General features: G+C 67.2%; 18 protein-coding genes. 6 read left to right on the forward strand and 12 right to left on the reverse strand.

Going from position 1 to position 19,389, the window contains the following annotated elements:
- Window positions 1-2,542 (forward strand): TonB-dependent receptor (locus tag V3B30_RS21260; protein ID WP_329809774.1); only part of this gene is annotated, 2,542 nt, incomplete at its 5' end.
- Between the two features lie 99 nt (window positions 2,543-2,641).
- On the opposite strand, the gene fhuE is transcribed toward V3B30_RS21260, so the two are convergent.
- The 3 genes from fhuE to V3B30_RS21275 all read right to left on the reverse strand — a co-directional run bounded on the left by fhuE (window position 2,642) and on the right by V3B30_RS21275 (window position 6,099).
- Window positions 2,642-4,801, reverse strand: a complete 2,160-nt coding sequence (gene fhuE / locus V3B30_RS21265; protein WP_262083671.1) for a ferric-rhodotorulic acid/ferric-coprogen receptor FhuE — start codon at window positions 4,799-4,801, stop codon at window positions 2,642-2,644.
- Window positions 4,802-4,987: 186 nt separating this feature from the next.
- The gene (locus V3B30_RS21270) at window positions 4,988-5,539 is read right to left on the reverse strand and encodes a M23 family metallopeptidase (protein ID WP_262083672.1); all 552 of its coding nucleotides are present in this window, start codon (window positions 5,537-5,539) and stop codon (window positions 4,988-4,990) included.
- Window positions 5,540-5,616: 77 nt separating this feature from the next.
- Window positions 5,617-6,099, reverse strand: coding sequence for an Lrp/AsnC family transcriptional regulator (locus V3B30_RS21275; protein ID WP_262083673.1), 483 nt, complete (start codon window positions 6,097-6,099; stop codon window positions 5,617-5,619).
- A 72-nt stretch (window positions 6,100-6,171) separates the two neighbouring features.
- Here V3B30_RS21275 and V3B30_RS21280 point away from each other — a divergent pair, with 72 nt between their 5' ends.
- Window positions 6,172-7,041 (forward strand): EamA family transporter, encoded by an 870-nt coding sequence (locus V3B30_RS21280; protein WP_033835229.1) that lies wholly within the window; start codon window positions 6,172-6,174, stop codon window positions 7,039-7,041.
- Window positions 7,042-7,112: 71 nt separating this feature from the next.
- Here the strand turns inward: V3B30_RS21280 and V3B30_RS21285 are convergent, their stop codons facing one another.
- The 4 genes from V3B30_RS21285 to V3B30_RS21300 all read right to left on the reverse strand — a co-directional run bounded on the left by V3B30_RS21285 (window position 7,113) and on the right by V3B30_RS21300 (window position 10,398).
- Entirely contained in the window at window positions 7,113-7,850 is a 738-nt protein-coding gene (locus V3B30_RS21285; protein WP_202908127.1) for an endonuclease/exonuclease/phosphatase family protein, read from the reverse strand.
- Window positions 7,851-7,903: 53 nt separating this feature from the next.
- Complete coding sequence (locus V3B30_RS21290; RefSeq protein WP_262083674.1) at window positions 7,904-8,734, reverse strand: thiol:disulfide interchange protein DsbA/DsbL; 831 nt, start codon at window positions 8,732-8,734, stop codon at window positions 7,904-7,906.
- A 106-nt stretch (window positions 8,735-8,840) separates the two neighbouring features.
- Window positions 8,841-9,491, reverse strand: a complete 651-nt coding sequence (locus V3B30_RS21295; protein ID WP_262083675.1) for a thiol:disulfide interchange protein DsbA/DsbL — start codon at window positions 9,489-9,491, stop codon at window positions 8,841-8,843.
- A 106-nt stretch (window positions 9,492-9,597) separates the two neighbouring features.
- Complete coding sequence (locus V3B30_RS21300) at window positions 9,598-10,398, reverse strand: c-type cytochrome (RefSeq protein ID WP_100473906.1); 801 nt, start codon at window positions 10,396-10,398, stop codon at window positions 9,598-9,600.
- Window positions 10,399-10,554: 156 nt separating this feature from the next.
- Between V3B30_RS21300 and yihA the strand changes: the two genes are divergently transcribed.
- Complete coding sequence (gene yihA / locus V3B30_RS21305; protein ID WP_262083676.1) at window positions 10,555-11,157, forward strand: ribosome biogenesis GTP-binding protein YihA/YsxC; 603 nt, start codon at window positions 10,555-10,557, stop codon at window positions 11,155-11,157.
- A 48-nt stretch (window positions 11,158-11,205) separates the two neighbouring features.
- Here yihA and V3B30_RS21310 read toward each other — a convergent pair whose 3' ends face one another.
- On the reverse strand, window positions 11,206-11,910 hold the full coding sequence (locus tag V3B30_RS21310; RefSeq protein ID WP_262083677.1) for a VIT family protein: 705 nt from the start codon (window positions 11,908-11,910) through the stop codon (window positions 11,206-11,208).
- A gap of 152 nt (window positions 11,911-12,062) precedes the next feature.
- On the opposite strand from V3B30_RS21310, the gene V3B30_RS21315 reads away from it, so the two are divergent.
- Window positions 12,063-13,427: a glutamate--cysteine ligase gene (locus V3B30_RS21315; RefSeq protein WP_262083678.1), complete on the forward strand. Its 1,365-nt coding sequence runs from the start codon at window positions 12,063-12,065 to the stop codon at window positions 13,425-13,427.
- A 67-nt stretch (window positions 13,428-13,494) separates the two neighbouring features.
- Here the strand turns inward: V3B30_RS21315 and V3B30_RS21320 are convergent, their stop codons facing one another.
- Window positions 13,495-14,751: an NnrS family protein gene (locus V3B30_RS21320; protein ID WP_262083679.1), complete on the reverse strand. Its 1,257-nt coding sequence runs from the start codon at window positions 14,749-14,751 to the stop codon at window positions 13,495-13,497.
- Between the two features lie 92 nt (window positions 14,752-14,843).
- A complete protein-coding gene (locus V3B30_RS21325) occupies window positions 14,844-15,902 on the reverse strand; it encodes an NAD(P)-dependent alcohol dehydrogenase (RefSeq protein ID WP_100473901.1) in 1,059 nt (352 codons plus the stop codon).
- Window positions 15,903-16,008: 106 nt separating this feature from the next.
- Here V3B30_RS21325 and V3B30_RS21330 point away from each other — a divergent pair, with 106 nt between their 5' ends.
- Window positions 16,009-16,893 (forward strand): LysR family transcriptional regulator, encoded by an 885-nt coding sequence (locus tag V3B30_RS21330; RefSeq protein WP_262083680.1) that lies wholly within the window; start codon window positions 16,009-16,011, stop codon window positions 16,891-16,893.
- Window positions 16,894-16,944: 51 nt separating this feature from the next.
- Here the strand turns inward: V3B30_RS21330 and V3B30_RS21335 are convergent, their stop codons facing one another.
- Entirely contained in the window at window positions 16,945-17,361 is a 417-nt protein-coding gene (locus V3B30_RS21335) for a VOC family protein (RefSeq protein ID WP_100475251.1), read from the reverse strand.
- A 114-nt stretch (window positions 17,362-17,475) separates the two neighbouring features.
- Here V3B30_RS21335 and V3B30_RS21340 point away from each other — a divergent pair, with 114 nt between their 5' ends.
- A complete protein-coding gene (locus V3B30_RS21340; protein WP_262083681.1) occupies window positions 17,476-18,153 on the forward strand; it encodes an SMI1/KNR4 family protein in 678 nt (225 codons plus the stop codon).
- A gap of 49 nt (window positions 18,154-18,202) precedes the next feature.
- Here V3B30_RS21340 and V3B30_RS21345 read toward each other — a convergent pair whose 3' ends face one another.
- The gene (locus V3B30_RS21345) at window positions 18,203-19,306 is read right to left on the reverse strand and encodes an alkene reductase (protein WP_262083787.1); all 1,104 of its coding nucleotides are present in this window, start codon (window positions 19,304-19,306) and stop codon (window positions 18,203-18,205) included.
- Window positions 19,307-19,389 lie beyond the last annotated feature (83 nt).

Here is a 19,389-nt window from a genome sequence, read left to right on the forward strand (position 1 = left end):
GGCGCCGCCCCCCCCCCCCCACCTCGGTGCCAAGCGCGTGCTGGTATTGGTCGATGGCATCCGCTGGGTCAACGAGTCGTCGGCATCGGGCGTGGGTGCGGCCACCGACCTCAACACCATTCCGCTGGCCATCGTCGAACGCATCGAGGTGCTGGAGGATGGCGCATCGTCGCTGTATGGCTCCGACGCCATCGCCGGCGTGGTCAACATCATCACCCGCCGCGACTTCGATGGCGGCCAGGTGACCCTGAACTACGGCGAGTACAGCAAGGGCGACGGCACGCAGAAGGGCGTGGACCTGGCGTGGGGCAAGAGTGGCGATCGTTACAGCTTGTTCCTCGGTGCCAGCTGGACCAAGCAGGACCCGGTGTTCGCCCGCGACCGCGAGCAGTCGCGCTTCCCGATCCCGGGCACCGGCCTGGCCTTCGGCAGCGGCGGCATTCCGCAGGGCCGCTTCGCCTTCGTCGACCCCAACACCGGTGCGGAACAGGACATCGTGCCCAACACCGGCGTGAGCAGCCCGCGCTACGACGGCAGCGCCGGCTGCAACCGCACCGACGATTACCACTGCTTCACCAGCGCCGACCGCTTCAACTTCGCCGAATACAACATGGTGCTGACCCCGTCCGAGCGTAAGGGCCTGTTCGGCCAGTTCCGCTTCGACATCACCGACAACGTGCAGTGGTACATCAAGGCGCTGGGCAACCGCCGCGAGTCGACCAACCAGGCCGGCCCCGAGCCGCTGTTCTTCGGCCCGGACGGTGCCACCGGCAACCCGCTGGCCGACAACATCGTGGTCTCGCGCCTGAACCCGTACAACCCGTTCGGGTTCGATCTGGTGTCCTCGGGCAACATGAGCCTGATCGGCCGCCGACCGGTGGAGGGCGGCGCGCGCGTGTTCAAGCAGGAGGTCAACACGACCTACGTGGCCACCGGCCTGGTCGGCAACTTCCAGGCCGCCGACCGCAGCTGGTACTGGGACGTCAACGGCATGTACAGCAAGAACAAGGCCGAACAGACCAACTACGGCAGCTACAACATCTACAACGTCAACATGGCGCTGGGTGATCCGGCGGTGTGTGCGGCAACGCCGGGCTGCGTGCCGCTGAACATCTTCGGCGGTGTCGGCTCGATCACCCCGGACATGCTGAAGTGGATCCAGCCGGTGGTGCGCGACCGCAGCCAGAACGAGCTGAGCCTGTTCACCGCCAACCTGTCCAGCGACCTGTTCACCCTGCCGGCCGGCCCGGTGTCGTTCGCCAGCGGCTATGAGTACCGCAAGTACAAGGGCTGGTACCAGCCTGATCCGCTGACGGTGATCGGCCACTACAACGGTGTGCCGTCGCAGCCGACGTCCGGTTCGTATGACGTCAACGAAGCGTACCTGGAGTTGAGCGTCCCGATCTTCGCCGACTCGGCGCTGGGCAAGAAGCTGGACCTGAGCCTGGCCGGACGCTACTCGGACTACTCCACCTTCGGTGGCGAGTTCACGCCCAAGTACGGCCTGCGCTGGCAGGTGACCGACGACTTCGTGCTGCGCACCACCTATGCAGAGGGCTTCCGTGCGCCGTCGATCGGTGAACTGTACGGCTCGGCTGCGCGCGCCGACCTGCAGCTGTTCGACCCGTGCTCGGTGGGCCTGGGCGGTACGCCGCCGCGTGGCAGCGCCGCCAACTGTGCCGCGCTGGGCGTGCCGGCCGGCTTCCAGCAGGCCAATTCGCAGATCTCGGTGACCACCGGCGGCAACCGCGAGCTGGAACCGGAGCGCTCGCGCAGCTTCAGCACCGGCTTCGTGTGGAGCCCGTGGTTCGGCAACAACGCATCGTGGTCGGAGCGCTTCGACGTGGAAGTGACCTTCTACCGCCATGCCATCGATGGCGCGATCCAGGCGATCAACGCGCAGACCCAGCTGGACCTGTGCGTGGACACGCTCGATCCGGTGTACTGCGATGGCATCACCCGCGCCAGCACCGGTGCGGTCAGCAGCTTCAACAACCGCCTGACCAACCTCGGCTCGATCAAGACCGACGGCTGGGACGTGGACCTGTTCTGGACGCTGCCGCAGAGCTCCATCGGCCAGTTCAAGCTGGCCTGGAAGAACACCTTCGTCGGCCGTTACGAAGCCACCGGCGCGGCCGGGCAGAAGCAGCCGCAGAAGCCGGGCGTGGAAGTGGCTGACAGTTCGATTCCGGAATGGACCAGCAATGCCAGCATCGGCTGGACGCTGGACCGCTGGAGTGCGAACTGGACGGTGCGGCACATCTCTGAACTGACCGAGGACTGCGGCGATGCCGTGGCGTTCCCGGTGTGCAGCAACCAGGCCGCCGGCACCAACACGCTCTCGGCCACCACCTTCCACGACATGCAGGTGGGCTACAAGATCGACTGGATGAAGGGGCTGCAGCTGACCGCGGGCCTGAACAACGTGTTCGACAAGGATCCGCCGATCTGCCTGTCGTGCTCGTTGAACGGCTACGACGCTTCGACCTACGACATCCCGCGTGGCCGCTACTGGTACCTGCGCGCGGACCTGCGGTTCTGATGTGAGAGCGGCGCCGGGTTATCCCGGCGCCGCGTTGTGGTGTAGAGCCGAGCCCACGCTCGGCTCTACAGGTACGGGGCGATCATGCTCCGCGCCTGATCAGAACGACCAGGTGAACGTCAGTGAGCCATTGCGGCCGTCACCGAACGCGCCGTAGCCGTTGATCTGCGACAGGTATTTCTTGTCCAGCAGGTTGTTGAGATTGGCCTGCACACTGAACTCCGGCGAGATGCGGTAGCGCACGAAGGCGCTGACCAGTGCGTAGCCGCTCTGCTCGATGCGGCCATAGGCCGGTACCGGGTAGTAAATGCGGTTCTGCCAGTTCGCACCGCCACCGACGGTCAGCTCCTGCAGCGACTGCGGGGTATAGCTGGTGAACAGCTTCAACGCGGTCTGTGGCAGGTTGGTGTTGATGTCGGCGTCGTTGATGTCCTTGGCCACATAGCGCGAAGCACCGAAGGTCGCGTTCCAGCCGGGTGCCAGTTCGCCGTTTACTTCGAACTCGAAGCCACGGCTAACGGTGCCGCGTGCAGCGCGATAGGCGAACTCGTTCTGGCTGCCCTGCACCGGTTCACCGGTGGCCTGGCCGACGTTGTCCTGTTCGATGCGGAACACGGCCAGCGAGGCATTCAGGCGGTTATCGAACCAGGCGCCCTTGACGCCCACTTCGTAGCTCTTGCCGTCGACTGGGTCGAGGTAGCTGCCGTTGCGGTCCTTCAGTGTCTGCGGCTGGAAGATCTCGGTGTAGCTGGCATAGGTGGAGTACGTACCGTTGATGTCGAACACCAGTCCGGCGTAGGGCGTGGTGACCTTGTGCGCGCGGTGGGCGCCTTCGCCCTCGCTTTTCCAGTCGGTGTAGCGGGCGCCGATGATCAGCTTCAGCGGGTCGGCCAGTGACAGGCGTGCGGCCGCGTAGCCGGCCTTCTGGGTGATGGTGCCCTCGCTGGCCAGTGCCAGCGGGTTCCAGTTCGGTTCGCTGATGTTGCCCGTCCAGTTCAGATAGCTGGCGAACGGGTCCCACGTCTGGCCCGCGCCTCCGACCTGGTAGTCGCCGTAGTTGGCATACTCGCGCTTGTTGTAGCTCAGGCCGGCCATGAACTGGTGCTCACGGCCGAACAGCTGGAACGGACCGTCAACGTAGCCGTCAACGCCGGTGACCTTGCGCTCGGTGTTGTAGAAGCCCGCGGATGGCGAGATGCCTGTGCCGGTGGTCTTGTCGAAATTCGACGCGCCCGTGGTCCAGTCGTTGTAGGCCGGGTAGAACAGCTTGTCGTCGGCCTTCGTCTCATCGTGCGTGGCACCCACCTTGAACTTCCAGCCGTTGCTGAAGGCGTGCTGCAGGGTGGCGAACGCACGCTTGCTGGTGGTGTCCCAGTAGGTCCAGTTCGGGCTGGCGTTGAACGATTCGTCGTAGCCCGTGCGCGAGCCATCGGAGTACAGCATGGGGAAGCCGCCCCAGGTCGCGCCATTGGCGCGCTTCTGTTGGTAGTCGTAACCCACGCTCAACTGCGTGTCCGGGGTCAGGTCGGCGTCGATGACGGCGTAGCCCAGCGTCTTGCGCTGGTTGTAGCGGTCCATCTGGCCATCGGTGTCCAGGTAGCTGCCGATCACGCGGCCGCGCACCGTGCCACTGGCGTTCAGTGCGCTGCCCACGTCCACCGTGGTGCGGGTGCGGCCCCAGCTGCCGACGTTCACCGAGACGCTGCCGGCCAGCTCGGCGCTGTCGGCGTGCTTGCGGATCAGGTTCACCGACGCCGACGGATTGCCGGCACCGCTGAGCAGGCCGGTGGCACCGCGGACCACTTCCACGCGGTCGTACAGGGCCAGGTCGAGGCCGGAATCGCCGTAGCTCCAGTTCTGCACCATCTGCGTCGGCAGGCCATCGAACTGGTAGGCATCGATGTAGAACCCGCGCGCGTAGAACTCGGTGCGCTCGCTGTCGGACTGGGTGCTGGTCACACCAGTGGTGTTGGCCAGCACGTCGATGATGTCGTCCAGGTTCTGATCTTCGATGCGCTGGTGGCTGATGATGCTGACCGACTGCGGGATCTCGCGCGGCGCAAGGTCGAAGCGGGTACCGGCCGAAGTGCGGCGCACCGAATAGCCTTCGGCGCGTTCGCCCTTCACCACCACCTTGTCGAGGGTGGTCGGGTCGGCGGCGGTGTCGGCGAAGGCGGCCGGGGCCACGGCGCAGAGAACGGCAAGCACGGCAACGGACAGCCGCTGGGGCTGCGGAATACGGAAGGCGGAACGGGTCATGGGGGTCCTGGACGAGCACGCGCGCTCGGCCGGCATCCAGAAGGCGAGGCGCTACGGGTGGGAAACGGGCGGGCAGGCCGTCCTGGCACCACCGGAAACGAAAGAAATGGTAATACGAACTATTCCTATTTACAAATCATGAACGACGAAGGCGCTCAAGCGGGGCGCGACGCCGTGCATTGGGGGTCAGCGCAGTAGTGGCAGTGGATCGCGCGCGCCGTCGGCGCCGTAGATGCCCCAGTGCAGGTGCGGCGGCGTGCCCTTGGCGTTGCCGCTGTCGCCGACGTGGCCGAGCAGGTCCCCGGCCTGGACCACCTGGCCGCGCGCCAAGCCCTCGGCCCAGTCCTCCAGATGCGCGTAGTAGTAGCGTTCGCGCCCGGGCCCGATCACCCACACCTGGCGGCCACCGAGGCCGCGGTCGCTGACATCCACGACGACGCCGGCGGTGGCACTGCGCACCGGGGTACCGCGCTTGGCGAAGATGTCGATGCCGGCGTGGGAGCGGTCACGGCCACGCGGCGCGCCGAACGTGTCGGCGATCTGGCGGGGGCGGACGCCCTCCACCGGCACCGGCAGGTGCGTGGCGGCCGGCATCCGCGAAAGCGACCAGAGCATCTTCGGTGCGGCCGCCCATGGGCTGTTCCACAACGCCATCGCCGCAACGAGGGCCATGGCCAGCCACAGGCCACGCAGCAGCCAGCGGCGCAGGCGACGGGCGGGGGAGGGGAGTGTATTCATGGTTTCCGACTGTAGCGTCGAGCCATGCTCGATGGCTGTCGCTTTGCGGTAAAAAGGCAGTCGAGCATGGCTCGACGCTACAGAACCGGTGCCAGCGGGACCTCGAAACTCCGCTTCAGCGTGCCCAGTGCCACCGAGGTGCGGAAGCGCTCGATGTTGTCATCGCCACCGAACAGGCGCTCGGTGATCGCCTCGTACTCCTCCATCGACGCCGCCGAAAGCAGCAGCAGGAAATCGCCATCGCCGGTGATCGAGTAACACTGCTGCACCGCGGGGTCATCCTGCACGCGGCGCTTGAACGGCGCCACGCGTTCACGCTGCTCGCTGACCACGCGCACCTCGACGATGATGGTCAGCGGCCGCCCGACCTTGGCGGCGGCGAGCACCGCCACGTTGGCCGCGATCACGTCGCTGTCCTGCAGGCGCTTGATGCGGCGCTGCACGGCCGGGGTGGACAGGTGCACGGCCTCGGCGATTTCGCGCTGCGGCAGCGTGTTGTCCCGCTGCAGCAGGTCGAGGATGGCGCGGTCGAAGCTGTCGAGCACAGGGGCGGTGGCCATGGCGAGCAGAAGTTGCACGAACGGGCCGTCAATTGAGCCAAGTGCTCGGCGCCGGCGCAATAGACTTTGCCCATGCAGACCTCACGACTTGCGCCGATGTTGCCGGCGCTGGCGGTGCTTGGCTCGGTCACCTCGCTGGCCATCGGCACCTCCTACGCAAAACACCTGTTCCCGCTGATCGGCGCCCAAGGCACCAGCGCGCTGCGCGTGGGCTTCTCGGCGCTGTTGCTGCTGCTGTTCTGGCGGCCGTGGCGCTGGAAGACCAGCCGCGTGGATGCGATCACCATCCTGCGCTACGGGCTCACCCTGGGCCTGATGAACCTGCTGTTCTACATGGCCCTGCGCACGATTCCCTTCGGCATCGCGGTGGCCATCGAGTTCACCGGACCGCTGACGGTGGCGATGTTGTCATCGCGGCGGCCCATCGATTTCCTCTGGGTGGGTTGTGCGGCGGTGGGGTTGCTGTTGCTGCTGCCGATCGGCGGCGGCCCGGCGCTGGATCCGGCCGGCGTGCTGTATGCGATGGGCGCAGCGGCGTGCTGGGGCCTGTACATCGTATTCGGCAAGCGTGCCGGCCACCTGCACGCCGGGCATTCGGTGTCGCTGGGGCTGCTGGCGGCGTCGCTGGTGGTGGTGCCGGTGGGCGTGGTGCATGCCGGTGCCGCGCTGCTCGATCCGAAGATCCTGGCCGCTGGCCTGCTGGTGGCGCTGGTATCCAGCGCGATCCCGATGTCGCTGGAGATGATGGCACTCAAGCGCCTGCCGAAGGAGACCTTCGGCATCCTGATCAGCATGGAACCGGCGGTCGCCGCGCTGTGGGCGATGCTGCTGCTGCACGAGCACCTGCACGGGCTGCAGTGGCTGGCGATCGGCTGCACGGTGCTGGCCTCGGTGGGCAGCACGATGACCGCGCGGCGGTTGAAGGTACCGGTCACCGCATGAAAAAAGGGACGGAGGGGATTAAGTCGTTTGTGCCTCAAACGACTTAATCCCCTCCGTCCCCTTTTTCGGGTTCAGCGCAGGGCGTTGGCTGGGACGTCGATCGCCATCGCCAGGGCAAGGTGATCGGAAAATGCGGCCGGTATGGCTTCCACGGTACGGGTCTGCAGGCCACTGCTGACCAGGATGTGGTCGATGGCGCGGTCGGGGCGCCAGCTGGGGAAGGTCGGCACGATGCAGCCTGGCGGCTGCAGCCGGGTCTTCTGGTACAGCACCTGCATTTCCGGGCGTTCGGCCAGGCAGTTGAAGTCGCCCATCAGTACCGCATTGGGATGGTCGGACAGCAGCTCGGCGATGAAGCCCAGCTGCGACATCCGCGAGCCCGCGCCCAGCGACAGATGGGCCACCGCCACCGCCAGGCCGTCGGTACCGTCGCCGAACTTGGCCAGCAGCACGCCGCGCCCGCCGATGCGGCCGGGCAGGGCGTGGTCCTGTACCTCCACCGGTTCCAGCTTGCTCAGCAGGCCATTGGCGCTGGACGCGACGCCGCCCATGCGCCGGTTCGGCTGGTGGCTCCAGTAGTTGAAGCCGGCGCGCTGGGCCAGGTAGTGGGTCTGGTTGGTGAAGCCCGAGCGCAGGCTGCCCGGGTCGGCCTCCTGCAGGCCGACGATGTCATGTTCGCGCGCCAGGGTGGCGATCGCATCCAGGCTGCTGCGCTTGCGACCCGCCGGCAGCGCATGTGACCAGCTGCGGGTCACATAGTCGCTGTAGCGGCGGGTACTTGAGCCGGCCTGGATGTTGGCCGTCAGCAAGCGCAGGGTCCGTGTACGGGGGGAATTCACGGCCGGGAAACGCTTCTCTTGGATCAGTGAGCCTGGGCCGCACCGCGTTCGCGGGCGATCAGGTGGTCGGCAATGCGCAGCATGTCCGGGAAGCTCTTGCCTTTCACCAGGTACTTGCCGTTGACGATGATCGACGGGGTGCCGCTGATCTGGCTGCGCTGGGCGAACTGCTTGGCCGAGTTGGTCTTGGCATTCACCGCGAAGCTGCCCATGGTGGCGGCGAACTGCTTCGGGTCCACGCCGTAGGCGGTGTAGAACTTGGCGATGTCTTCCACCGAGTCACGGCCGCGCTCGCCCTTCAGCGTCTTCTGCGAGTGGATGGCGGCATACAGTGCTTCGTGGGTCTTTTCCTGCACGCCCAGGGTCTGCGCGGCGTAGAACGCACGGGCGTAGTCATCCCAGGTGCCGCCGAACATGGCCGGCACGTAGACGAAGTTCACGTCACTCGGCAGGCCGGCCTTCCACGGGCCGACCAGCGGCTGGAACGCGGCGCAGGCCGGGCAGACGTAGCCGAAGATCTCGGTCACTTCGATCTTGCCGGCGGCCGGCTGGAACGGCTGGCCGTTCGGGATCACCTGGTAGTCGGTGCCTTCCACCGGGGCCGGGCCGGTCAGCGCAGCGGTGGTCGGGGCCGGCGCGGCGGCGGGGGCGGCTTCGGCCGGGGCCTTCTCGCCTTCGGCGGCGGCTGGGGCGGCGCCCTCGGCGCCAGCGGCAGGCGCAGCGGGTTCGGTGGTGGCCGGGGTAGCTGCCGGTTCGACCGGGGCGGCGGTGGTGTTGGTGCTGCCGTCGTCGGCCTTGCAGGCGGCCAGGATCGGCAGCAGCGCTGCGAGGGCGAGGGCGTAACGGATCTTCATGGAAACGTCTCCAGCATCTGGAATGGTGGGGCCGGCGGCAGGCGCCGGCCAGAGGGAAATGATGACACGCGGCGGCGACAGCGCCGTGTCGGTGGTGGGTGTTGGTTCAGCGGCCGCGGGCAGCGCGGGCCTGGGCGATCAGCGCCGAGGCGATGCGCAGTTGATCGTCGAAGCTGTCACCACGGACCAGGTACTGGCCGTTGATGATCAGCGCCGGGGTCCCCGGGATCCTGGTGCGCTGGGCGAATGCGCGGGCGGCATCGACCTTCTTCTGTACGGCATCACCGCGCAGGGCCTGCAGGTAACGGTCCGGGGTCACGCCGTAGGCCTTGTAGAAGGTGGCGAGCTCATCGGCCGAGACGTTCTGCATCGGCAGCGAGCCGTCCTGGTGCAGGGCCTTGAACACGGCCGCGTGGCTGCGCTTGGCCACGCCGACTTCATCGGCGGCGTAATAGGCCAGGGCCCAGGCGTCCCAGGCGCCGCCGAAGGCGGCCGGAACCGGGGTGAAGCGCACGTCGGCCGGCAGCTTGGCCGCCCAGGCTTCCAGCTGCGGTTCGAAACGGGCGCAGTGCGGGCAGGTGTAGCCGAACACCTCGACCACCTCGATCTTGCCGGCCAGCGGCTGGAACGGGCCAGGCTGGGCGATGCGCTCGTAGTCTTTGCCCTCGACCAGCGGGGCATTGGCGGGGGTGGCGGCGCAGGCTACCAGCGGCAGCAGCACCAGCAAGGACAACAGCAGGCGGGAAATCAACCTCATCGACACGCATCTCCGTTGAAAAAAGCAACGCCGGCGCGGTCGCCGGCGTGATGGAAACATACCGCAGGCGAGGGCCGCGGTGACGGCCCGGGCCGACCAGTGGTGGTCAGGGGGCGGCAGCCGGTTGCACCGGCGGGGTGGCTGCGGCGACATCATCAGCCTTGTTGTGCAGGCCCTGCAGGTAGCTCGACAGCGCCTGCACCTCCTGCTCGCTGAGCTTCTGCGCGACCGCGGCCATGATCTGGAAGTGCGCCTTGTCGGTTTCGTTGGTCTGGCCGGCCTGGTACTCCTGCAGGCGGCGCGCGACATAACTGGCGTGCTGGCCACCGATGTGCGGATAGGCCGGACCCGGATTGCCGGCGCCACTGGGGCCGTGGCAGGCCATGCAGGCCGGCAGCCCACGCTTGGCATCGCCACCGCGGTACAGCTGCTGGCCGATCTCATAGAACTTCATGCCCTTGTAGGGGCCGTCGGCAACCACGGTGTCGTCGGCGATGCCGGCGGTGGCCTTCTGCGTGGCGAAGAAGGCGCCGATATCACGCATGTCCTGCGGGGTGAGGTTCTGCACGAACGGCACCATCGCCACCGCTGCGCCCGAACTGCGCTGGCCATTGGCGATCAGGGCCATCTGCTGGGCCACGTAGCGTTCGCTCTGGCCGGCGATGGACGGGTACATCTCCACCGTGGAATTGCCGTCGGCGCCATGGCAGGCCGCGCAGGCCGAGGCCTTGGTCTGGCCGGCCTTGGCATCGCCCCAGTGGGTCTTGCTGAAGTCCACCTCCAGCGAGGCGGTGTTGATCGGCCCGTTGTCGGGCAGCGGGGTCAACGTGGTCTGCGCGAACGCAGCAGCGGCAACAACGACGGCAGTGGCAAGGGCAGATACGGCAAGAACGCGAGCGTGGCGCATGCTGAAGCTCCGTATGGACCGGGCCGGGCGGTGGCCGCCGGCATCGCCCGGATTATCAACGCCGTTTCCGCGCACGGTCAACGCAGCAGTGCAGCAAAATGGCCGCAGCGGCCGCCGGCACGGGCGCGCGGCGCCGCAACATGCGATCCTAGGCACATGTCATTGCTCATCGAACGCGCCCGTTACCACCTTTCGGCCCACAACGTGCGACAGCTGCCGCCCGACGAAGGGGCCGAAGTGGCCTTTGCCGGCCGCTCCAACGCCGGCAAGTCCAGTGCGCTCAACGCGCTGACCCGCCAGAACGCCCTGGCCCGTGTCTCCAAGACGCCCGGCCGCACCCAGCAGCTGGTGTTCTTCCAGGTCACCCCGGACGCCCATCTGGTCGACCTGCCCGGTTACGGCTACGCCAAGGTGCCGCTGGACCTGCAGGCGCACTGGCAGGCCTTCATCGACCGGTATTTCCGTACCCGCGAGGCCCTGAAGGGGCTGGTGGTGGTGATGGACATCCGCCATCCGCTGAAGGATTACGACCGGCAGATGCTGTCCTATGCCGTGCAGCGTGGGCTGCCGGCGCACGCGCTGCTGACCAAGGCCGACAAGCTCAGCCGCAGCCAGCAGATGCAGGCCCTGCAGAAGGTACGCAAGGAGCTGCAATCGGCTTACGGCGACAGCGTCAGCGTGCAGGTGTTCTCCGGTGAGGACCGCACCGGCGTGGACGAAGCCCGTGGCGTGATCGGCGGCTGGCTGGGGCTGGAGTAAGAACTCGGCAACAGCGGCTCATTCCAGCGGGAAATACGCTGCCGGTACTCATGCCACATGGGCGCCGAGCAGGCGACCGACGCCGGCGGCGGCGGCCATCGCCAACGCACCCCAGAACACGACGCGGAGTGCACCGCGCAACGGCGAAGCACCGCCGGCCTGGGCCGCCATCGCGCCGGTCAGGCACAGGCCGAGCAGGGTGCTGGCGGTGGTCATCATCGCGACCTTGTCCGACGGCGCGAGCAGTGCGGTCAGCACCGGCAGCGCCGCGCCACAGGTGAAGGCGCCGGCCGAGGCCAGCGCCGCCTGCAGCGGGCGGGCGCGCAGCGTATCGGTGATGCCCAGTTCATCGCGGGCGTGGGCGCCCAGTGCATCGTGGGCAGTGAGCTGTTCGGCCACCTGCCGGGCAAGCGCAGGCTCGAGGCCGCGGTGGCGGTAGATCGCGGCCAGTTCTTCCAGCTCGCTGTGCGGGTCTTCGTGCAGTTCGCGCTTTTCCATCGCCAGGTCGGCGTCTTCGGTGTCGGCCTGGGTCTGCACCGAGACATACTCGCCGGCGGCCATCGACATCGCGCCGGCCACGGTGCCAGCCACGCCGGTGGCCAGGATGGTCACTGCGGAGGCACCGCTGGCGGCCACGCCCACCACCAGGCCGGCCACCGAGACGATGCCATCGTTGGCCCCCAGCACGGCGGCACGCAGCCAGCCGACGCGCTCGGAGCGATGCAGTTCGGGGTGTCGCGAATGGCGGCTCATGGCCTTGAGTGTACGAGGGTCAAGAGGGCGTCGGTGGGATGCTGCAACCTGCCACCGTCGCATGACGCAACGGGTCGCCACGCTATAGTGCGCCCTTGCGATGGAAGGCCCCGGGCCCCACATCCCCCGCCACAGTCCAGCGAGCCTTCCCCTTGTCGAGCCCCAGCCACGTCGCCGATACCCCCATTACCGACCGCTCGCAGCTGGTGGAGGTGATCGCCTCCGGCGAGAAGCCCCGCGCACAATGGCGCATCGGTACCGAGCACGAGAAGTTCGGGTTCCGCCTGGATGACCTGCGCCCGCCGACCTTCGAAGGCGAGCGCGGCATCGAAGTGCTGCTCAACGGCCTGGTCCGCTTCGGCTGGGAGCCGGTGCGGGAGAATGGCAACACCATCGCCCTGTTGCGCGACGGGGCCTCGGTGACGCTGGAACCGGCCGGCCAGCTGGAACTGTCCGGCGCGGCGCTGGAGACCATCCACCAGACCTGTGTCGAGACCGGTACCCATCTCAACGAAGTGGCACAGGTGGCCGGTGAACTGCAGCTGGGTTTCCTCGGCATGGGTTTCCAGCCGAAGTGGAAGCGCGATGAAATGCCGTGGATGCCGAAAGGCCGCTACAAGATCATGCGCGCGTACATGCGCAAGGTCGGCTCGCTCGGCCTGGACATGATGACCCGCACCTGCACGGTGCAGGTGAACCTGGACTACGCCACCGAAGCGGACATGGTGAAGAAGTTCCGCGTGTCGCTGGCGCTGCAGCCGATCGCCACCGCGCTGTTCGCCGATTCGCCGTTCACCGAAGGCAAGCCGAACGGCTACCTGAGCTACCGCTCGCACATCTGGACCGACACCGACGCCGACCGCACCGGCATGCTCGACTTCGTGTTCGAGGATGGCTTCGGTTACGAGCGCTATGTCGACTACCTGCTCGACGTGCCGATGTACTTCTCCTACCGCGACGGCATCTACCACGACGCCAGCGGGCAGAGCTTCCGCGATTTCATGCAGGCCAGGCTGCCGGTGCTGCCGGGTGCGCTGCCCACGCTGCGCGACTGGTCGGACCACATGACCACCGCGTTCCCGGAAGTGCGCCTGAAGAAGTACCTGGAGATGCGTGGTGCCGACGGTGGCCCGTGGAGCCGCCTGTGTGCGCTGCCGGCGTTCTGGGTCGGCCTGCTGTACGACGACACCGCGCTGGATGCGGCGTGGGACCTGGTGCGTGACTTCACCCTGGCCGAGCGCCATGCGCTGCGTGACGGCGTGCCGAAGCATGCGATGAACCTGCCGTTCCGCAACGGCACGGTGCGCGACCTGGCCCGCGAGGCGGTGAAGATTTCGGTGGAAGGCCTCAAGCGCCGCGCGGCGCGCAATGCCGATGGCCAGGACGAGAGCAAGTTCCTGGACGTGCTGCAGGAGATCGTCGAATCCGGCCTGACCCCGGCCGAGCGCAAGCTGGCCCTGTTCCATGGCCGCTGGCACGGTGATGTCGATCCGGTGTTCCGCGAGTTCGCGTACTGAGTGGATTGCGGTGGCGGCCGGGCATGGCCCGGCGCTACCGATGGACGTTGCTTGGCCGGCGATGAGGTCAGCCCGGTTTGCCGTCGCGTCGAGGGCTCAGGTAGATCCAGCCCAGCCGGGCCACCCATGGGGACAGTGCCAGCAGCCAACCGATGGCGGCGGCGAAATGCCACGCATAGGCATCGGGCATCAGCTCGGCAAGGATGCGCATGATCGCCACTGCCTGCAGCGCGACGAACGCGAACCAGGCCACTGCCGGCATCACCAGCGGTCGCCCGGAATGACCTTGGGTGACCCGGGTCACCATCGCCACCAGCAGGCTGCCGAACAGTCCCACGGCGAGTGCGTGCAGCGGCGCGCGGCCGAGCAGCTGCGGATGGGCGAGCATCTGGCCGATGTCCTGCAGCAGATACAACGCGAAGCTGATCGGCAGCCACGCCAGCGCCAGGAACAGGGCCACGAGCAGGCCTGGCATCGGCCCGCGTGGCCACCAGTGCCATAGCGCCTGCAGCGACAACACCAGCAGCGGCGCATCGGCCAGCCACAGCAGGTTGTCGATCTGCAACGCACTCAACAGCAGGCGCAGCATCAGCAGCGACCACATCGCGGCCAGCCAGCGCAGCGGTCGCCACGGCACGTAGCCGTCCACCACGTTGTTGGCGAAGAACGGGATCATCCGATGCGCGACGGTGAGGTAGACCGGCAGCAGCAGGCCGAACGTACCGAGTGCCACAGTGACCGGCATCAGCGTGGCGTGGCCGCGCACCACCGCCATGAACAGCAGCAGCCCCAGCCAGCCCAACAGCAGAGCTGCATAGCAGGCGCGCGCATGCCAGTTGCGGTTGGGGCCGGCGGCCTTGAGCACGCGTCCCAGCACGATCAGTCCGGCGCTCCAGCCGGCCAGTGCCAGCAGCAGGCCGGGCCACAACCCGGGTGCCCAGCCGCAGGCGGTGGCAATCAGCAGCGCCTGCCCGCCAAACAGGCCGATGCCCACCGGCGCGTAATGGTTGCGTGGCAGCTCCGGTTGCGCCATCCAGCGCGGGAACACCGTGAGCAGGAAACCGAAGATGAAACTGGGCAGCACCAGGTACTGCATCAGCAGCGCGTGCAACCAGGCCGGTGGCAGTGGCGGTGGCTGCGGCGTCCACAACCCGCGCAATGCGCCCAGCCACATCGCCCACCACAGCATCGCCAGCAGCAGGTTGCTGGCGCCGATGAAGAACAGCAGTCGATGCGGCGCACGCATCAGCATCGCAGGGGAGGGCAGGCGGGCCATGCGGTGAGTCTGCGCCTGGGCGGTTGCCGCTTCCTTGACCTTCGTCATGCCCAATGCATGGGTCGTGCCGGCCAGCGGCCGATGCAACCAAAAAGAAACCCCGGCAGTGCCGGGGTTCCTCGTTCACAGTCGCCAATCGGTCAGGCGGCGTTCTTCATCGTCGCCATGTCGATCACGAAGCGGTAGCGCACATCGTTCTTCGCCATGCGTTCCCAGGCCTCGTTGACGTTCTTGATGTCGATCATCTCGACGTCGCTGACGATGCCGTGCTCGGCACAGAAGTCCATCATTTCCTGGGTTTCGGCCATGCCGCCGATCGCCGAGCCGGTCAGGTGCTTGCGGCCGAAGATCACGCTGCCGCCGGTCAGCGGCGGGTCCAGTTCGGTCAGCACGCCGACCAGGCACATGGTGGCCTCGCGCTTGAGCAGGCCCATGTACGGGTTGGTGTCATGGCCGACCGGGATGGTATTGAGCAGGAAGTCGAAGCTGCCGGCGTGCGCCTTCATCTGCGCGGCATCGCGCGAGACCAGTACTTCATCGGCGCCCAGGCGCTTGGCGTCGGCACCCTTTTCCGGGGTGGTGGTGATCATCACCACGTGCGCGCCGAGCGCCTTGGCGAACTTCACGCCCATGTGGCCGAGGCCGCCGAGGCCGATCACGCCGACCTTCTGGCCGGGGCCGACCTTCCAATGGCGCAGCGGCGACCAGGTGGTGATGCCGGCGCACAGCAGCGGCGCGGCCGCCTTCAGGTCGAGGCTGTCGGACACCTTCACCACGAAGCGCTGCTCGACCACCACGTGGTCGGAATAGCCGCCGTAGGTCGGCGCACCGCTTTCGCGTTCACGGCCGTTGTAGGTCCAGGTCGCGCCTTCGGCGCAGTACTGCTCCAGATCGTGCTCGCAGGCGTCGCAGTGGCGGCACGAGTCAACCATGCAGCCCACGCCGGCGTGGTCGCCGACCTTGAAGCGGGTGACGTTGCTGCCAACCTCGGTGACCCGGCCGATGATCTCGTGGCCCGGCACCATCGGGTAGATCGAGCCACCCCAGTCATCACGGGCCTGGTGCAGGTCCGAATGGCAGATGCCGCTGTAGAGGATCTCGATGCGCACATCGTTCGGGCCAACGGCGCGGCGCTCGAACTCGAAGGGTACCAGCGGGTCGGTATGGGTGTGGGCGGCGTAACCACGGGCGAGGGACATGGGGGATCCTTGGCGGGTTTGTCGAAAGGCGTTTTACAATACGCGCCGTAACCCGGGCCAAGAAGCGCGGATATCGGCATGATTCATCAAGTGAAACTGCACAATCATGGCCACTGACAATCTTTCCCACCTGGCCGCGTTCGCGGCGGTCGCCCGTCACCGCAGCTTCCGCCGCGCCGGCGCCGAGCTGGCGCTGTCGACCTCGGCGGTGAGCTATGCCATCCGCGCCCTGGAAGAGCGGTTGGGCGTGGGCCTGTTCCATCGCACCACCCGCAGCGTGGCCCTGACCGAGGCCGGGCAGCGCCTGCTGGAGCGGTTGCAGCCGGCCTTGGGGCAGGTGCATGACGCACTGGAAGAGATGAACCAGTTCCGCGCCGCTCCGGCGGGCCTGCTACGCATCAACGCCACCCGCGCGGCGGTGCCGACCCAGCTGGGGCCGCGGCTGGCGCGCTTCCTGCACGCGCATCCGGACATCCGCGTGGAACTGACCGAAAACGATGGCTTGGTCGACATTGTCGCCGAGGGCTACGACGCCGGTGTGCGCCTGCATGAGTTCGTGCCCGAAGACATGGTCGCGGTGCCGATGGGCCCGCCGCTGCGCGGCCTGATCGTTGGTGCGCCGGAGTACCTGCGGCGGCGGCCCGCACCCCGGCACCCGCGTGAGCTGGCCATGCACGAATGCATCCGTTTCCGCTTTGCCAGTGGTCATCTGTACAAGTGGCAGTTCGAGCGCGAGGGGCAGGCGCTGGAGATCGACGTGCCGGGGCGGCTGACCCTGGGCGAGCAGGGCACCGTGGTCAGTGCCGTGCTCGATGGCATCGGGCTGGCCTATGTGCTGGAAGACACCGCGCGGCCGTACATCGATTCGGGGCAGATGGTGGCGGTGCTGGAAGACTGGAGCGAACCGTTCGCCGGTTTCGCGCTGTACTACCCGAAGCAGCGGCAGATGCCCGGTGCGCTGCGCGCGTTCGTGGATATGTTGCGGGAGTAGCTGCGATGGGAGATGCAGTCCCGGCCAAGGGCCGGCACCGACCACGATCGGTCATTCGACCAGCGCATCGTAGCCTTCGCGGCTGAACTGGATCAGGCAGAAGCCGTGGCCGAACGGATCGGCCAGTACGGCGATCCACCCCCAGCGTCGCGCGCGCACCGGTTGTTCGAGTGTTGCCCCAGCCGTTACCGCGCGTGTCAGCGCGGCGTCGATGTCATCCACCACCCAGTCCAGGTGCAGCGGCGTCCAGTGGCGCTCGTAGTCGCGTACATCGCCGTCTTCGGTGGCGGCGCTGCCAGCCTCGTTCTGCAACAGGTACAGCGGTGTCGGTCCACCGAGCAGTTCCACCGCGCCGGCACCGAGCCGACGTCCGATATGCAATCCAAAGGCGGCCACGTAGAAGACTTCGGCGGCGGCCAGGTCGGGCACGTCGATGTTGACGATGAAGCTGCGGGCAGTGGCGTTCATGGCGGCGATTTCCAGCATCCGGTGCTTGCAGTCTAGTCCTGCCGCCGGCTGCTGCCGGTACATCTCCTGCGCGGATTCGGGCAAGCTGGGCGGCCTCCATCGGCAAGGACATCCATGAGCGCGCTATCTGACATCGAACAGGCCACCGGCCAGTCCTTCCCGCCCTTGTTCAAGCAGTTGCATGCCGCGGGTCGATTGAGCTGGGGCACTCCCCATCCGGAATGGTCCGAGGTGGTGTTCCCTACGCTGCAGGCGGATCCGCCGGTGCTGCTGTACGCCCAGGACTACGAGCCGTTGGAACACGATGAGCTGCTCGAGGCGTGGCAGGAGCTGACCGCCGAGGATCACTACAACCCCCTGCGCACTGACCTGCAGCTGCTGCCCTTTGCGCGCACCGGCGCGGGTGACAGCTACTGCTTCTGGAGCAACGCGCCCGGTTTCAGCGAGCCACCGGTGGTGATGGTGTGGCATGACGACGACCGCGCGGATGTGCTGGCCGCCAGCTACCAGGATTTCCTGTTCCGCAAGATGGTCGAAGCCGTTGCCGACTACCAGCCGCCGTACACGCTGCTGTCGCACGGCGAGCTGGCCGGGAATCTGCAGTGCTGGCTGCAGACCCATCAGTCCTTCCTGCGCGGCGACCAGTACGTGGCGTTGCAGCGGCTGTTCGCTCGCGTTGACGATATTGAAGAAGGCAACATCAGTGAAGACGACGCGCAGGCGATCGTCGCTGACGTGATCGGCTTTGCGCGGTTGGACGAGTCGTTCGCCTACGTGCGCGAGGACGCCTGAACCAAAGGTCGGAGCCCCGCCTGTGGTGGGGATCCGACCTCGTGCGGGATCAGCCTGCAGCCGGGTAGTCCAGGTAGCCTTCCCTGCCGCCCCCGTAGTAGGTGCTGCGGTCGGGCGTGGCCAGCGCGATGTCCCGCTGCAGGCGTTCGACCAGATCCGGGTTGGCGATGAACGGTTGGCCGAAGGCGGCGATATCGATGGTGCCTTCGTCGACCAGGCGCAGCGCGCGTTCGCGGGTCATGCCGCCGGCCAGGATCACGTTGCCACCGTAGGCCTGCTTGAACTGCTGCAGGAAGGCCTCGCCCAGCACTGACTGCCCCGCCTGCAGGTTGTCATTGAGGTGCACATAGGCCAGCCCGCGCTTGCCCAGTTCCTTGGCCAGGTACAGGTAGGTGGCTTCGTTGTCGGGGTAGAACGGCATGTCGAAGGTGAGGTTGTTCGGCGCCAGGCGCACGCCGATGCGGTGGGCGCCGATGCGCTGGGCCATCGCATCCACCGTCTCCAGGATCAATCGCGCACGGTTCGGCAATGAGCCGCCGTAGCGGTCTTCGCGCTGGTTGATGAGTGGGTTGAGGAACTGCTCGAACAGGTAGCCGTTGGCGGCATGCAGCTCGATGCCATCGAAACCGGCGGCGATGGCGTTGTCGGCGCCGCGCACGAAGTCCTCGACGATGCCGGGAATCTCTGCGGTCTCCAGTGTACGTGCCGGGGTGGGATCGGCGTGGCCGCGGCTGCCATCGGCCAGGTACACGAACGAGGTGTTCTTCGGTGCGCTGGCGACCGGGCGGGTACCGGCGCTGACCGGTTGCCCGCCGTCAGGCTGCAGCGAGGAATGCGACATGCGGCCGACGTGCCAGAGCTGGGCGAAGATCGTGCCCTGCGCGGCATGCACCGCCTCGGTGACGACCTTCCACCCGGCCACCTGCTCGGCCGACCAGATGCCGGGCACGTCGATGTAGCCCTGGCCCTGCGGCGAGACCGGCGTGCCTTCACTGATGATCAGGCCGGCGCTGGCGCGCTGCCGGTAGTACTGGGCGGTCAGCTCGTTGGCGACCGCACCGGGGTTGCGGGCGCGGGTCATCGGGGCCATCGCGATGCGGTTGCGCAGGGCGGTGCCTGCCAGGTCGAAGGGGTGGAACAGGGCGACGGTCATGTCGGTCATCTCGGTGCGGGGGGAGGAGCGCCAGGGGCGCGATGCACACAGGATGGAGTTGACATGCAGGCGCATAAAGCGCT

Origin of the sequence: Stenotrophomonas sp. SMYL41 (assembly GCF_036319965.1) — a bacterium.
Taxonomy (GTDB): domain Bacteria; phylum Pseudomonadota; class Gammaproteobacteria; order Xanthomonadales; family Xanthomonadaceae; genus Stenotrophomonas; species Stenotrophomonas maltophilia_R.